Origin of the sequence: Pararhizobium sp. PWRC1-1 (assembly GCF_049897905.1) — a bacterium.
GTDB lineage: Bacteria > Pseudomonadota > Alphaproteobacteria > Rhizobiales > Rhizobiaceae > Pararhizobium.
The window spans coordinates 175,080-189,550 of sequence record NZ_JAFCXE010000009.1 but is presented as its reverse complement, the minus strand read 5'-3'; the positions used below and the strand labels follow the sequence as shown (position 1 = coordinate 189,550).

The window sequence follows — 14,471 nt, the reverse complement described above, 5'->3', positions numbered from 1 at the left end:
TACTCAACGGAACGGCGGTGCGTAAACCAGACCACCGGCATTCCACTGCGCGTTCGGTCCTCGCGTCAGTCCAAGCCGCGTTTTCTCACCCAGGTTGCGCTCGAAGAGCTCGCCATAATTGCCCACGGCCTTGATGACGTTGTAGCCCCACTTGTGATCAAGGCCAAGCATGGCGCCGAGTTCATCGGTCACGCCAAGCATGCGCTGGATATCGGGGTCCTGGCTTTTCAGCATCTCGTCGACATTCGCCTGGGTAATGCCTTTTTCCTCGGCCGCCATCAGCAGCCAAACGGACCACGTCATGATATCGCGCCAGTTGGAATCGTTCTGACGAACGGCCGGTGCGAGCGGCTCCTTTGAGATCGTTTCCGGAAGGACGATGTAGTCGTCCGGATTGTTCGCCACCGCACGGATCGACGCGAGGTCAGAGCGATCCGACGAAATCGCCTCACATCGGCCAGCGAAGAAAGCGGCCCGGTTCTCATCCGGGCTTTCGAAAACGACGAGCTCGAACTTACCGCCGATCGTGCGGAAGAAGTCGCTGAGATTCTGCGCGGTGGTCGTACCCGGCAGCGTGCAGATGGCAGCGTCCGTCAACTCCTTGGCGCTGGAAACACCAAGCGATTTTGCCACCATCAGGCCCTGGCCGTCATAAAAGACGGTCGGGCCGAAATCGAGGCCGAGCGAAGCTTCGCGCGAAAAGGTCTGCGTTGTCTGGCGCGACAGCATGTCGATCTCGCCGGATTGCAGAGCCTGGAAACGGGTATTGATATTGGTTGGAACAAACTCGATCTTGTCACCATCACCGAAGACGGCGGCAGCAACCGAGCGGCAGACATCGGCATCGAAACCCTGCATACGGCCCTTGTCGTCTGGTGCGGCAAACCCTGGCGTGGCGAGCGACACACCGCACACCAGCTTGCCCCGGGCCTTTACCGTATCAAGCGTTCCTGCCTGCGCGACGTTGGCTGCCAGAAGCGCTGTGGCTACTGCGCAGATCTGCAGAAATCCATGTTTCATAGTCCCCTCCCTCATTGTTTTACTTGCTGCTCCCGATCTACAGTCGTTCCCGCCCTCCAGCAGAAACTCCATGATCGGCGATCCTCTCGATCGCGAATATTGTGTACAATAACAAAAACTATTTTGCAACAAATCGAATACAAAGAATGACGGCTTTGTACACTAACTGCGGTTGCAGGCTAGCTCTGCGGCGGAATGCATCTTCGCCCAACAGGCGCAGCGTTTCAGGAGAAAGGCGGCAAGACTTGTGTTAGCGGGAAGTGTTGAAGGCTATTTCAAGGGAAACTTCGGAAATTCGGCTGTCGTGATGCCTCATCGGTATCAACCAGAATGGACTTTGATAACGAAATTTGGGACCCGATGCCGGAATAAATAGTATACAATTTTTTTGCATGAGTCCGTGCGGCCTGTTTCGTCCTCGTTAATGAGAGGATGGCCGTCAGATCCCGTATCTGTGTCTCAGCTCAAGTTTGTGCAAACTCTCTCCCGAGTTTCTTGGTTTTAGCGGCGCTCGCGTGTCGCGTCGAAAGCGCTCGAAATGTTCCTGCGCGGAGGTCTTGGAGCAATCCGGACGGGGTGAATCAATTCGCCGCAGGCGACCAACCTTGTCGCAACGTTGCTGATCCTGTTCTCGGCGGTGTTCGTCGCCACAGTACAATGACCGCAGCGTCGCGCTGAGTGGCAAAAACTGATGCGCACGGATTGACCGTTACGACACCGGAGTAGCTCAGGAATAGACATTCAAGGTTTCAAAACTGGAACGCGGATGGGCCAAGCGGTCGTTTGCGGGGGCTTGGTTTTTGGGCTGGTCGGGTCGCCGTCGATAAGCCCTCCGCATCCGTGCGCGAGCAAACGACAAACATCTTTGCCTGTGTCGATGCCCTGTTAAAGAAAGCAGGATCCCCCCGCCTTGGCGCGCCCGAGGCCCGGATTGCGTCCTCGATTAGAAGGTCGCGTTCGCCTAACGAACGCGCTGATCGTGTTGGCGTAGAATTCGAAAGGCGTTGCCGGGCAACGCCTCCCTCCCGGTCGCCTCACGCCGCCAGATATTCAAACAGCCGCGCCACCGCCTCCGCACCGGGGTCGATGTGGCCTTCGAGTTGTTTCGCATTGATATAGGCGGCGCGGCCGGCCTTGGCCTTGAGCATTGTTGCCGTGAGGTTAGCGCCATCGCGCGCCGCGACTGCCGCCGGCTTGAAACCTTTCTCAAGCGTATCGAGAGCCGGTGAAAGCGCGTCCACCATCGTCCGGTCGCCGAGATGCGCACCGCCGATTTCCTGCATGCGGGCAAGCCCCGCCTTCAGTGAATCGGCCATCGGCAAACCACTTGAGGCTGCGTCTCCAGCGGCCGCAAAGAAGATGGCAAGCAGGACACCGGACGATCCGCCCATCGTCTGGCTCAATTCCTGGCCGATGGCGCGATAGAGCTGGGTGTGGTCCGAGAGCGGCAGGCGGTCGACCGCACTGATGAGCGCGCGGGCAGCCCCTGCAAGCGTGGATCCCGTATCGCCATCGCCCGATTTGGCATCAAGCGCGTTCAGATCCTCCTCGGCCGCGATCAGGACCTTGCAGCAATTGATGAGGAAGTCGCGCGTCTCCTGATGGTTGGACGGCTGTGGCGTGATCGGCGTCAATCCGTCCGGCAACACTGCAATCACGATGGGCTTGACGGTGGACAATCCCGGCCAGGCCGCAATCGAAACCGGCGTGCCCAATGCCTGGATATCCGCCTCATCCGCCGGATAGAGGGAAATAGAAAAGCCCTGCATGTCGAGCGACGTCATCATCGGCGCTGGCCCCACGACATGGGAAATCCGGTTGCCGATCGACGAGGCAATCAGCTCGTGGGTCAGCACCGACATTTCAAGCGCCGAGGTGCCACCCAGATTATTGATCAGTGCAACATGCGGCCTGTCGTCGATGCCGGCGGCCAGTTTGCTGACAACGGCCCCCATGGCCGTTTTTGCATCGACGAATGCGATCTGTTCCACACCGGCTTCCCCGTGGATACCGAGCCCCAGTTCGGCCATGCCGGCGGGAATACGATCCTCCTTCGGCGACCCGGGAACCGTGCACGTATCCAGCGACATGCCGATGCTTTTTACCCCCGCGATCACACGCCGGGCAGCAGCCGTCACCGTTTCGAGATCGGCGCCTGCCTGCGCAAGCGCGCCTGCGATCTTGTGGACGAAGAGTGTTCCAGCCACACCACGCGCCTGTGGCAGGTCGGGCAAGGCGACGTCATCGCCAATGATGACCATATTGACATTGAGGCCGAAGGCACGGGCGCGCTCTGCCGCCAGGCCGAAGTTCAGCCGGTCGCCGGTGTAGTTCTTAACGATCAAAAGGCATCCAGCCGGGCCGGTGACGGCCAGGATGCCGGAGAGAACGGCATCGACACTCGGCGAGGCAAAGACGTCGCCGCACACGGCCGCAGTCAGCATGCCCTTGCCGACGAAACCGGCATGCGCCGGCTCGTGTCCGGATCCGCCGCCGGATACCAGTGCCACTTGCGACTTGTCCCAATCACCGCGCAAAACCACGCGAATATGCGGATAGCCATCAAGGCGCACCAAAGAGCCGCCGCTGACGGCCAGCAGGCCATCGATCGCCTCGGTGACCACGTTTTCCCGCCTGTTGATAAACTGTGCCATATCTGCTCCCTTAACCTAAGCGCATGCCGTCCGCGTCGAAGTAGAGCGGCTTGTCCGGCTGGATTTTGACGATATCTCCGCTCTTCAGCCTGGTATGGGCGTCGGTCACGGTGACGATGTCGTTTTTCTTGAATATCAAATGAAGGCGCGTCTGGTCGCCGAGATGCTCGACGCGTTTGACCAGTGCCTCCTGACCATCGCCCTGGCTGATATGCTCCGGGCGCAGGCCGATGTTCACCGCTCCCGGCGGGGAACCGGGAAACGTATCAGCGGCGAGCACATTGATCCGCGGCTGACCGAGCCGTGTCGCCGTATAGAGGCTCACCGGCCGCTCATAGATTTCGCGCGGTGATCCGAATTGCACCAGCCTACCTTCGTGAAGAACGCCGATATGGGTCGCCATCGTCATCGCCTCGATCTGGTCATGCGTGACGTAAAGTAGGGTGGCGCCTGAATTCGCCTGAATGCTTTTGAGTTCGATCCGCAGGTCGGCCCGCAGCTTGGCGTCGAGCGAGCTGAGCGGCTCATCCATGAGATAGATCTGCGGATTGCGAACCAAGGCCCGGCCGATCGAGACGCGCTGCATCTCGCCGCCCGAAAGATTGGTCGCCTTGTTGTCGAGCTTGTGGGAAATCTGCAGCATCTCCGCGATCGAATTCACCTTGCGGTCGATATCGGCCTTAGGCGTCCTGAGCAGCGGTGACTTCAACGGGAATTCGAGATTCTGCCGCACGGTCAAATGCGGGTAGAGGGAATATTGTTGGAACACCATCGCAACATTGCGCTCGGCGGGTGTGAGGTTCGTGACGGACCGGCCGGCGAAATAGATATTGCCGCTATCCGGTTTATCCAGCCCCGAAACCATGCGCAGCGTCGTGGTCTTTCCCGCACCGGTCGGGCCCAAGAGAACAACGAAGGAACCGCCCGGTATCGTCAGCGACAGCTTGTCGAGCGCCGCGTGGCCGGCAAATATCTTCGTCACGTTTTCAAGAACCACATCAACCATGGCGCAAGACCCTCTCATTGGCTTCAGACAGCAGCGCCTGCCCCTTCATGTCGTCGAAGATGGTTAGCGTTTGCGGATCGAATTCAAGCCCGATGATCTCGCCTGTGTTCACGGATTGCTTAGCCGACGTGCGTGCCTTGATCTCCCCGTTGGGCGTCGCCATCGTGACGATCTGCGTCGTGCCGAGATATTCCGTGGCAAGCACCCGTCCGCGATAGGCCGACGCATCGGAAAAGCGGATGTGCTCAGGCCTAACGCCCATTGTCAGCTTGCCGCTGGCACCCTGCCTGGACACAGGAACATTAACCCGGTGTCCGGAAAGCTCGATGACATCGCTTCCAATGCCGATCATGCCGTCAAAATCGAAGAAGTTCATCGCCGGGGAGCCGATGAATTTGGCAACGAATTTGGTGGCTGGCCAATCATAGATGTCCTGTGGCTTACCGAACTGTTCAACGACACCATGGTTCATGACGACGATCTTGTCGCCCATCTGCATGGCTTCCAGCTGGTCATGGGTGACGTAAACCGTAGTCGCACCGATGCGATCGTGAAGTGCGCGCAGCTCCTCGGCCATATGTTCGCGAAATTCCGCATCGAGCGCACCAAGAGGTTCGTCCATGAAAAAGGCCTTCGGACGGCGCACGATGGCACGACCGAGCGCGACGCGCTGGCGGTCACCGCCCGACAATCCGCCGACCGGCCGGTCAAGAATACCTTCGATCTTGAGGATACGCGCAACCTCTTCAACCCGTACCCTCGCCTCGGCCCGAGGCATTCCCTGGCTTAGCAGCGGATAGGAAATATTCTTGCGCACGTTCATATGCGGGTAGAGCGCGAACATCTGGAAGACGAAGGCGATATCGCGCTGGCTCGCCGGCTTCATGCCGACTTCCTCGCCATCGATGTAGATTTCACCGCTGGTCGGCAGTTCGAGCCCCGCCATCATTCGCAACGTTGTCGTTTTGCCACAACCCGACGGTCCGAGCAGCATGAAGAACTCGCCGTCCTCCACTGTAAACGAGGAGGACTGGACGGCAGTGAATGCTCCGAACTCCTTGCGCACATTCTGAATTCTGATTTGTGCCATGGTTACTCCGGAAAATGACTGACGATGATGAACATCACGGTGCCCACCAGCGTGACAATGAAGGAAGCGGAGTACAGTGACAGCGAGAACGGTTGCATCAGCATGAACACGCCGAGCGCGATGAGGATGGATGCGACCATCTCCCAGGCGCCGCGCCGCAATCCGCGCAGTCCCTTGATGAAATCCGTCATTTGCGGACCGCTCCAAATGTGATGCCGCGCAGCAGATGCTTGCGAAGGACAATCGTGAAAATCATGACGGGTACAAGAAACAGCGTCGCGCCTGCGGCAACCGCCGGCCAATCCTGGCCGCCGACACCAATGATGGTAGGAATGAAGGGCGGCGCGGTCTGGGCCGTGCCCGAGGTCAGGAGAACGGCGAAGGCATACTCGTTCCAGGCAAAGATCAGGCAGAAGATCGCTGTTGATGCAATGCCGGTCATGGCCTGCGGCAGGACGACCTTGTAGAAAGCCTGGAAGCGCGTGTAGCCGTCGATCAACGCCGCCTCTTCATATTCGATCGGTATCTCGTCGATGAACCCCTTGAGGAGCCAGACCGCCAGCGACAGGTTGACGGCGGTATAGAGCAGGATCATGCCGGCATGGGTATCGTTGAGCCCGAGAGACCGGAACATCAGGAAGATCGGGATGGCGACCGCGATCGGCGGCATCATGCGCGTCGACAGGATAAAGAACAGCAGGTCGTCCTTCAGCGGGACCTTGAAGCGCGAGAAGGCATAGGCCGCCGCCGTACCAAGCACGATACACAGAACGGTCGACCCGAAACCGATGATCATCGAATTCGAGAACCGCTCAAGGAACCGCGATGGTCCGGCAATGATGAACCCATCCTTGCGCACGATCCGGTCATACCAGGTGTTCGGCTCGCCGAGCTCCTTCAAATCCTGTTCCGTCGCCCGGGTGCGGGTGGTGAACAGGTTGACATAGCCTTCAAGGGTCGGCTGGAAGAAGGTCTTGGGCGGATAGGCAATGGCATCGGACGGCGACTTGAAGCTCGTCGCGATGATCCAGAGCAGCGGCAGGATGGTGATCAGGGCGTAGATGACGACCAGCGTTCCGGCAGCCCATTTCTGACGAGCCGATGGTTCTGTAACGGAATAGCTGCTCATCTTTGTTTCACCTTGTTGAGAGCCTTGACGTAGATCGACGCAAGGCCGAAGACTGTCACGAAAAGGATGACCGCATAGGCCGACGCATAGCCCGTACGCCACTTTTCAAAGGCTTCCCGCTTGAGGTTGATGGACGTCAACTCGGTGATCGAGCCTGGCCCTCCCCCGGTCAGCTGAACCACGAGGTCGAACATCTTGAAGTTTTCGATGCCCCGGAAAAGCACCGCGAGCATCAGGAACGGCAACACCATGGGAATGGTGATTGTCCAGAACTGCCGCCATTTGCTGGCGCGGTCGCATTCGGCCGCTTCATAGATGCTGCCGGGGATGGAACGCAGACCCGCCAGGCAGATCAGCATGACAAACGGTGTCCACATCCAGGTATCAACGATGATAATCGCCCAGGGCGCGAGCGAGACATCGCCGATCATCGAAAAGGCGGAGGGATCCGTTCCGGTGAGGTAGCCGACCGCGTAGTTGAACAGGCCGATTTGCGGCTGGTAGAGGAATGTCCAGAAGTTTCCGACGACTGCGGGGCTCAACATCATTGGCAGGACGATAATCGTCGTCCACATGTCGTTGCCGCGGAATTTCTTGTTGATCAGATAGGCCAGCGCGAAGCCGATCAGGACCTGAAGGACGATCGTCCAGATCAGGAAATGGGCCGTCGCCTGCATCGTCTGCCAGATATCGCCGTCTGTGAGGACGCTGATGTAATTTTTCAGCCCAACGAACTGGACCTCGGCATTGGGGCGGTTGACGCGGAAGTTGGTAAAGCTCAGCCGGACTGTCCAGATCAAGGGAAAGATGTTGACGGCGAGCAGCAGGAAGATCGATGGCGCGACAAACAGCCAGGCGATCGCTCTGTCCGAGAGCCCTTGACTGCGTTTGGACACGAGAGGCGGCGTTTCGCCCACGGCCCGATCGGCCGGAGAATCGAGCATGGTAGTCCCCTAAATCAGAAGCAGCATAGTTCGCAAGGACCGGCCGGCTATCAGCCGGTCCTGCACAAGCCCCCGAAACCGCGGGGAGGTTACGCGGTCGGTGGCTAGTACTTGCCTTCGTCTTCGAAGATCGCCTTCCAGTCGGCGGCAAGGCCATCCAGCGCTTCCTGGGGGGTGCCCTGCCCAGCAACCACATAGTTGTGGAAGCGTTTCTGCGACGCCTGCAGCAGCGAGGCATAGGACGGCTCAGCCCAGAAATCCTTCACGATTGCCATGGAATCAAGGAAGGTCTGGGCGTAGGGCTGGCTTTTGGCAAAGCCCGGATCCTCGACCACGGCGCGCAACGCCGAATAGCCACCCAACTGCCACCACTTGGCCTGGACCTCAGGCTGGGCAAACCACTTGATGTATTCAAGGGCCGCATCCTGCTTTTCGGAAATGGCGACCACCGAGATGCCCTGACCGCCTAGCTGGGCGAACTGCTTGCCATCCGGTCCCGCCGGGTTGGGGAAGTAGCCGGATTTGTCGCCACCGACATTGGGGTCGGCATTGATCCCAGGCCAGGTAAAGGCGAAGTTCATCTGCAGCGCCACCTGGCCGGATTTGTAGGCGTCGATATTTTCCGACATGTAGGCGTCAGACGATCCGGGAGGAGCGCAGCAATTGTAGAGCTCCTTGTAGAATTCCAGGCCCTTTACCGATTTATCGGAATTGACATATCCCTCGAGCTCATAAGGCTTGTCGGGGTTCTGGTATTCGAAGCCGTAGCTGTAGAGCACGTCCATCGCGCCCATGGTGATGCCTTCGGAGCCGCGTTCGGTATAGATCGCGGCACCATAGACAGTCTTTCCGTCGATCACGCGCCCCTGAAAGAATTCCGCAATATGCTTCAACTCTTCGAAGGTTTTCGGGACGGCAAGATCATGCCCGTATTTCTGCTTGAACTCGGCCTGCAGCTCCGGCCGCGAGAACCAGTCCTTGCGGTAGCTCCAGCCGACGACATCGCCGAAAGCGGGAAGCGCCCAGTAGTTCGGCGTTCCCTTGGGCCATTCGGAATAGCCGGTGACGGTCGCCGGAATGAAATCGCTCATCTTGATGCCTTCTTTGTCGAAGAAGTCATTGAGCTTTACGTACTGGCCATTTTCCGCCGCGCCGCCGATCCATTGGCTGTCGCCGATCATCAGATCGCACAGCTTGCCGCCGGAATTTAGCTCGTTCAGCATGCGGTCTGCGAAGTTTGGCCAGGGCACGAATTCGAAACTCATTTTATGGCCGGACTTGGCCTCGAAATCCTTGCTGAGTGCCACCAAGGCATTGGCAGGATCCCAGGCAGCCCAGCACAAAGTCAAGTCTTCAGCCTGAGCCGATGTTGTCACTCCCAGCGATGCGAGCCCGGTCACGACGCCGGCTGCAAATGCCGATTTCAGATACGAACGTGGCATGAAATCTCCTCCCTAACTAATGACACTCCGACCTCCATCGGCACGTGCCTGAATGCTCTCGTCGAGCACTATTCGAGGCCAGCCAAGAGGCCAAGCCTTTCCTCCGACACCCGGCTTCGTAGTCTGTCGACCGTCTTTGCCGCCGTCGTTGTCATGGTATAACTGAGGTGCGCACCTCAATGCAAGATGATTTTGAGGTGCGCACTTCAAATTCTTGCTTTTTTGCGCAGACTGTTGGAAAACGGCAGTGGACCAAAGCGTAAGAACGGAAGACACTCGATGATACGACCCACCGCGAAGGATCTGGCGGAAGCCGCCGGTGTCAGCCTGGCCACCGTCGACCGGGTGCTGAACGACAGGCCGAATGTCAGTGCCCGGGCCTCGCGTAAGGTTCAGGAGGCTATTGAAAAAATTGGCTTTGTCCGCAATCTCGCTGCCGTGGCTCTTGCCCGCAATAAAATCTACAGGTTCCGCTTCGTTCTGCCGAGCAAGGGGGATCAGTATCTGCTGGAACTGCTGCAACGCGTCGGAGAAGCAAGCCGGACGCTGAAGTCCGATCTGACGGAAATTACCGTCGATCAGATTGCGACCGACGACCCTTATCAACTCTCGCGTCATCTGGCGGCGATCGAAACCGAAGAGGTGGACGGCGTCGCTGTCATGGCACCGGAATCGCCGCAGGTCCGCGACGCTCTAAGTCGCCTGATGACGCGCGGCATCCATCTCGTCCAGTTTCTGTCCGGCCAGGAAAAGTTGAAGACCGCCGATTTTGTCGGCGTCGACAACTTCGCAGCCGGGGCAACCGCCGGCAGGATCATCGGCCGCTTCCTTGGCAACGAACCCGGCAAGATCATGATTGTCGCTGAAACCATGGTGGCACGCGACAGTATCGAACGCCGCCGCGGTTTCGACAGTATCATCAATGAACAGTTCCCACATCTGAGAGCCTTGCCATCGCTCGAGACCTACGGTGACCAGAGCCGGGCAGCGGCGATCATTCAAAATGTCGTCGAACGCCACCACGACATCAGGGCGGCCTATGTGCTCAGCCCGGAAAGCCGCATCCCGGTCTCGGCAATCTCACAACACGCCGACCTGCAAAAAGTGACCGTCGTCGTTCACGAACGTACGCCCTTTAGCGAAGAAGCTCTGCGCACGGGGCGCATCGACGCCATCATTGCACAGGACCCCGGTCACGCCGTCCGCAGCGCCGTCCGCATCATGCGCGCCCGCGCCGACCTACGCGACCCGATTGCAGCCCAGGAAAAGATCAGAATCGAAGTTTTGCTGAAAGAAAACCTTTGAGCCAGCATTATCAACGACGATTCGCTTTCTCAGTGAACGGTAGCAAACAAAATCCGTTCTCCGACACGTCAGGGAACGTGAACTCCTCGAGATCTGACTTCGCGGCGGCGAGATCGGTCAAAGGCTTGACTGTCGCCCTGTTGAATTCCTTTGATGTTCCAAGGTCGTCACTTCCCACCAGCCAACAACAATCCTGCCGTTAGTCGTCAATCATTCCGTCGGGGAAGAAAAAGGGGCCGCAGGTTTACCCGGCAGCCCTTAGATTTGAAGGCTTCAACCTCCAGAGGGGAACAGCTGGCAGCATTCGATACGGGAGGAGGCACGAACAATACTGCAGCTGAGTTCATGATGACGGAAAGCCATCGGGAGTTCAAAGAACAGCGAACCATCAAAAGGCTCTGAGGTAGGATATCTGTCCATAAGCGCATCTGGGGGAGGAATTTCTCAATCAAGCCCGCCCTTCGCGGCATAACCACCGGTGCCCGCTTCTCAGCCAGTCGGCGGCATCCTCGGCATGCTCGCGAGCAGTCTTTGTGTGTAAGGGTGCGCAGGGCGGGCAAGCAGGTCGCGTGTGGCGCCCTTTTCGACGATGAGGCCCTTCTCCAGCACCACCAGCTGCTCACAAAGTAGTGCCACGAGAGCGATGTCGTGCGAGACCACGATAAAGGTCGTGCGGGACGAGAGGGTGCGCATGAGGTCGATGATGCGCGTGCGGGTGGACAGGTCCAGTGCGCTGACGACCTCGTCGGCGATAACGATATCAGGCTTGGCGACGATCGCCCGCGCGATCGCGATGCGTTGGCGTTGGCCGCCGGAAAACTCATGCGGATAGCGTCTAGCCACATCGGCAGGCAGATCGACATCCCGCAGGGCATCAGCCACGGCATTGCCAATATCGGTTTCGATTTTTAGCGAACGCAATGGCTCTGCAATGATATCGAATACCCGCTGGCGCGGATCAAGCGATGAATAGGGGTCCTGGAAGACAGCCTGCACGCTACGGCGGAAACCGCGCATGAAGCTGCGATCGCCGGTGTCGAGGCTCTCGCCACGAAAGGCGACCGTGCCGGCAGAGACACGCTCCAGTCCAAGCAGCAGCTTTAGAAGTGTCGTCTTACCGGAACCGGATTCGCCGACAATGCCCAGATTGCTTCCTGCACGGATGGACAGGTCTATATCCTGAAGAATCGTCTTGCCGCCGCCATAGGCGAAGGAGACTCCAGCGAGATCGAGAAGCGTCATGGCGTCATCTCCAGGGCCGCATCGAACGCACGGGCGGCGGCGACCAGGCTCTCGGTATAGGGGTGCGACGGCCGATCAAAGAGCGTCGCGACCGGCCCCTCCTCGATCAGCCTGCCGTGGCGCATGACCAGCGCGCGGGTGGCAACGCTCGCCACCACCGGCAGATCGTGGCTGATGAAAAGCAGACCCATCGCCTCGTCCCGGACCAATTCTTCCAGCAGCTTCAGAATTTCCATCTGCGTGGTGACATCGAGCGCGGTGGTAGGTTCGTCGGCAATCAGCAGCTTTGGCCGGCAGGCGAGCGCCATGGCGATGGCTGCACGCTGGCGTTGGCCGCCGGAAATCTCGTGTGGGAAGGCGCTGATGATACGATGCGCCTGCGGCAGCGCGACGCGTTCCAAAAGTGCCAAAACCCGCTGCGACACCTCCTCCCTGCCGCAAGCCGTGCCATCGCGCGTGGCCCTGCGCCGCACTACTTCGCCTACTTGGTGACCGATCCGCATCAGCGGATCGAGCGCGGTCATCGGCTCCTGAAACACGACGGCGATGCTCGTTCCGCGTATCGATACGAGATCGCGGTCGCGTGCACCGATGACCTGGTGACCGTCCAGCAAAATTGAGCCGCCGACCCGCATAGCCTCCGGCAGGAGACCCAGCACCGCCAGCGCCGTTAACGACTTGCCGGAACCAGACTCGCCGATAAGTCCTACCCGTTCACCAGCGGCAATCGAAAAGGTAACACCGGAAACCAGCGCTCGCCCGGGCGTGCGGATCTCAAGATTATCAACTGACAGCAAGGTGCTCACCGGTTTGTCCTGCGGGTCGGATCGGCAACCTCACGCAGGCCGTCGGCAAAGAGATTGAGACCAATGACCAGCGACACCAGCGCAAGGCCGGGAGCGATGGCGCCGAAGGGAGCGGTATAGACGGATGCCTGTGCCTCCTGCAGCAGCCGGCCCCACGAGGCATTCGGCGGCGGCGCACCGAGCCCGAGATAGGAGAGCGACGCCTCGGCGATGATGGCCAATCCGAATTGCAACGCGAAATTGACGACGAGGGTCGGCCAGATGTTAGGCAGGACATGGATGCGCACGATGCCCGGCCAGGATGTGCCGGAGATGCGCGCCGCGGTGATGTAATCCATTGTAAGGATGCGCTTTGCAAGTATGCGCGATAGCCGCGCCACGATGGCCGAACCGGCAATGCCGATGGCGAGGATTGCCGTCCACAGACTTGCCCCGTCTCCAGAGGCAACGATCAGCATGGCAAGCAGCAGCGTCGGGAAAGCGATGAGGATATCGAGGGCTGCGGCCAGCACATCATCCAACGTGCGCGTGGCAAAGGCTGAGAGGACCCCAGCCGTTACGCCGATCAGGGCGCCGAGAGCGACCGCCCCGCAGCCGACGACGAGCGCGATGCGTGAGCCGACCATGATCTGGCTCATGAGATCGCGGCCGAGCCGGTCTGTACCGGCCCAGTGCGCAAATGAAGGACTTTCGAGCCGTCCGCCCACCATATCGGCCACGCCATAGGGCGTCCAAACGAGGGAGATGAGCGCGACCGCTACATGCAGGCCGACGAGAAGTCCGCCGATCGCAAGCGGCCAGGGAATGGTCGATTTTTGCGGCACGCTTTCGCCGGCAATCAATGGCTCGGGCACGCTCATGACCCACCTCCCACAATTCGGCTGCGCAGGCGTGGATCGATCAAACGCTGGATGAGATCAGCAGCAAAGCCGACGAGTAGCACCAGCAGCGTCGAAACGAAGAGCACGCCCTGCACGTTGGGATAGTCGCGCTGTTCAATGCCGAGCAGCAGCATGGAGCCGAGGCCCGGCAGGGCAAACACCCGCTCCACCACAACAGCGCCGAGCAGGGTGGATGCCAGCTCGATACCGAGCACGGAAATAACCGGAACGGCGCCATTGCGGATGCCATGGCGTATCAGCGCTTCGCAGAAGGTCGCGCCCAGCGCGCGGGCGGTGCGCAGGTAGTCACTGCCCAGAACATCCTGGGTCGCCGAACGCACATAGCGGATCAGAGATGCCGACATGACGATGGCGATGGTCACAACCGGCAACACCAAGGCCTGAAAGGCGGCGCCGGGCGCCTGCCAGCTGCGCGAGGGAAAACCGCCGGAGGGAAAAAGCCGCAGATTGACCGCAAACACCGTTACCAGAAGGATGCCGATCCAGAACACAGGCACGGCAATTCCGAGCTGGGAAACGACCGAAATCAAAGCGCCATACCACCGGTTCTGCCGCACGACGGAGAGGATTCCGAGAGGTACAGCGATGGCGATGGAAACGACAAAAGCCATCAGTGTCAGCGGCACAGTGACGATCAGACGCTTGCCGATTTCATCGAGTACCGGGGCGCCGCTGACGAAGGAGCTGCCGAGATCGAACCGTGCCAGACTGCCGGCAAAGCGCAGGAATTGTTCGTAGAGCGGTAGGTCAGAGCCAACCTGCTTGCGGGCGGCCTCGATCTGCGCCGCATCGGCGCCGACGGAGACCAGCGCATTGGCGGGGTCGCCCGGCAGGAGGCGCAGCAGCACGAACAGAATAACCGCGGCAATGACAACCGACAGCACCAGAATGGCGGAGCGGCGGAGTATGTAGGAAAGTATGGTCTTGACCT

General features: G+C 59.4%; 13 protein-coding genes. 1 reads left to right on the top strand and 12 read right to left on the bottom strand.

Annotation, left to right across the window (positions count from 1 at the left end; translation table 11 throughout):
• Positions 1-3: 3 nt before the first annotated feature.
• The 8 genes from ACP7E0_RS15985 to ACP7E0_RS15950 all read right to left on the bottom strand — a co-directional run bounded on the left by ACP7E0_RS15985 (position 4) and on the right by ACP7E0_RS15950 (position 9,285).
• Entirely contained in the window at positions 4-1,020 is a 1,017-nt protein-coding gene (locus ACP7E0_RS15985; protein WP_426126021.1) for an amino acid ABC transporter substrate-binding protein, read from the bottom strand.
• Between the two features lie 1,034 nt (positions 1,021-2,054).
• Positions 2,055-3,674 carry a dihydroxyacetone kinase subunit DhaK gene (locus ACP7E0_RS15980; protein ID WP_426126020.1) on the bottom strand — a complete coding sequence of 540 codons (1,620 nt, stop codon included), beginning with the start codon at positions 3,672-3,674 and terminating at the stop codon, positions 2,055-2,057.
• Positions 3,675-3,684: 10 nt separating this feature from the next.
• Positions 3,685-4,680, bottom strand: a complete 996-nt coding sequence (locus ACP7E0_RS15975; protein WP_426126019.1) for an ABC transporter ATP-binding protein — start codon at positions 4,678-4,680, stop codon at positions 3,685-3,687.
• The gene (locus ACP7E0_RS15970; protein ID WP_426126018.1) at positions 4,673-5,770 is read right to left on the bottom strand and encodes an ABC transporter ATP-binding protein; all 1,098 of its coding nucleotides are present in this window, start codon (positions 5,768-5,770) and stop codon (positions 4,673-4,675) included. Before ACP7E0_RS15970 ends, ACP7E0_RS15975 begins: the two co-directional genes overlap by 8 nt.
• 2 nt (positions 5,771-5,772) lie before the next feature.
• Entirely contained in the window at positions 5,773-5,961 is a 189-nt protein-coding gene (locus tag ACP7E0_RS15965) for a hypothetical protein (RefSeq protein ID WP_426126017.1), read from the bottom strand.
• A complete protein-coding gene (locus tag ACP7E0_RS15960) occupies positions 5,958-6,899 on the bottom strand; it encodes a carbohydrate ABC transporter permease (protein WP_426126016.1) in 942 nt (313 codons plus the stop codon). The genes ACP7E0_RS15965 and ACP7E0_RS15960 overlap by 4 nt, the downstream gene beginning before the upstream one ends.
• The gene (locus ACP7E0_RS15955) at positions 6,896-7,843 is read right to left on the bottom strand and encodes a carbohydrate ABC transporter permease (RefSeq protein WP_426126015.1); all 948 of its coding nucleotides are present in this window, start codon (positions 7,841-7,843) and stop codon (positions 6,896-6,898) included. The genes ACP7E0_RS15960 and ACP7E0_RS15955 overlap by 4 nt, the downstream gene beginning before the upstream one ends.
• A gap of 104 nt (positions 7,844-7,947) precedes the next feature.
• On the bottom strand, positions 7,948-9,285 hold the full coding sequence (locus ACP7E0_RS15950) for an ABC transporter substrate-binding protein (RefSeq protein WP_426126014.1): 1,338 nt from the start codon (positions 9,283-9,285) through the stop codon (positions 7,948-7,950).
• A gap of 282 nt (positions 9,286-9,567) precedes the next feature.
• On the opposite strand from ACP7E0_RS15950, the gene ACP7E0_RS15945 reads away from it, so the two are divergent.
• The gene (locus ACP7E0_RS15945; RefSeq protein ID WP_426126086.1) at positions 9,568-10,590 is read left to right on the top strand and encodes a LacI family DNA-binding transcriptional regulator; all 1,023 of its coding nucleotides are present in this window, start codon (positions 9,568-9,570) and stop codon (positions 10,588-10,590) included.
• A 489-nt stretch (positions 10,591-11,079) separates the two neighbouring features.
• On the opposite strand, the gene ACP7E0_RS15940 is transcribed toward ACP7E0_RS15945, so the two are convergent.
• The 4 genes from ACP7E0_RS15940 to ACP7E0_RS15925 are packed head-to-tail and all read right to left on the bottom strand — an operon-like array spanning position 11,080 to position 14,448.
• A complete protein-coding gene (locus tag ACP7E0_RS15940) occupies positions 11,080-11,832 on the bottom strand; it encodes an ABC transporter ATP-binding protein (RefSeq protein WP_426126013.1) in 753 nt (250 codons plus the stop codon).
• Entirely contained in the window at positions 11,829-12,638 is an 810-nt protein-coding gene (locus ACP7E0_RS15935) for an ATP-binding cassette domain-containing protein (RefSeq protein WP_426126012.1), read from the bottom strand. Before ACP7E0_RS15935 ends, ACP7E0_RS15940 begins: the two co-directional genes overlap by 4 nt.
• On the bottom strand, positions 12,635-13,498 hold the full coding sequence (locus ACP7E0_RS15930) for an ABC transporter permease (RefSeq protein ID WP_426126011.1): 864 nt from the start codon (positions 13,496-13,498) through the stop codon (positions 12,635-12,637). Before ACP7E0_RS15930 ends, ACP7E0_RS15935 begins: the two co-directional genes overlap by 4 nt.
• Positions 13,495-14,448: an ABC transporter permease gene (locus tag ACP7E0_RS15925; RefSeq protein WP_426126085.1), complete on the bottom strand. Its 954-nt coding sequence runs from the start codon at positions 14,446-14,448 to the stop codon at positions 13,495-13,497. The genes ACP7E0_RS15930 and ACP7E0_RS15925 overlap by 4 nt, the downstream gene beginning before the upstream one ends.
• Between the last annotated feature and the right edge of the window lie 23 nt (positions 14,449-14,471).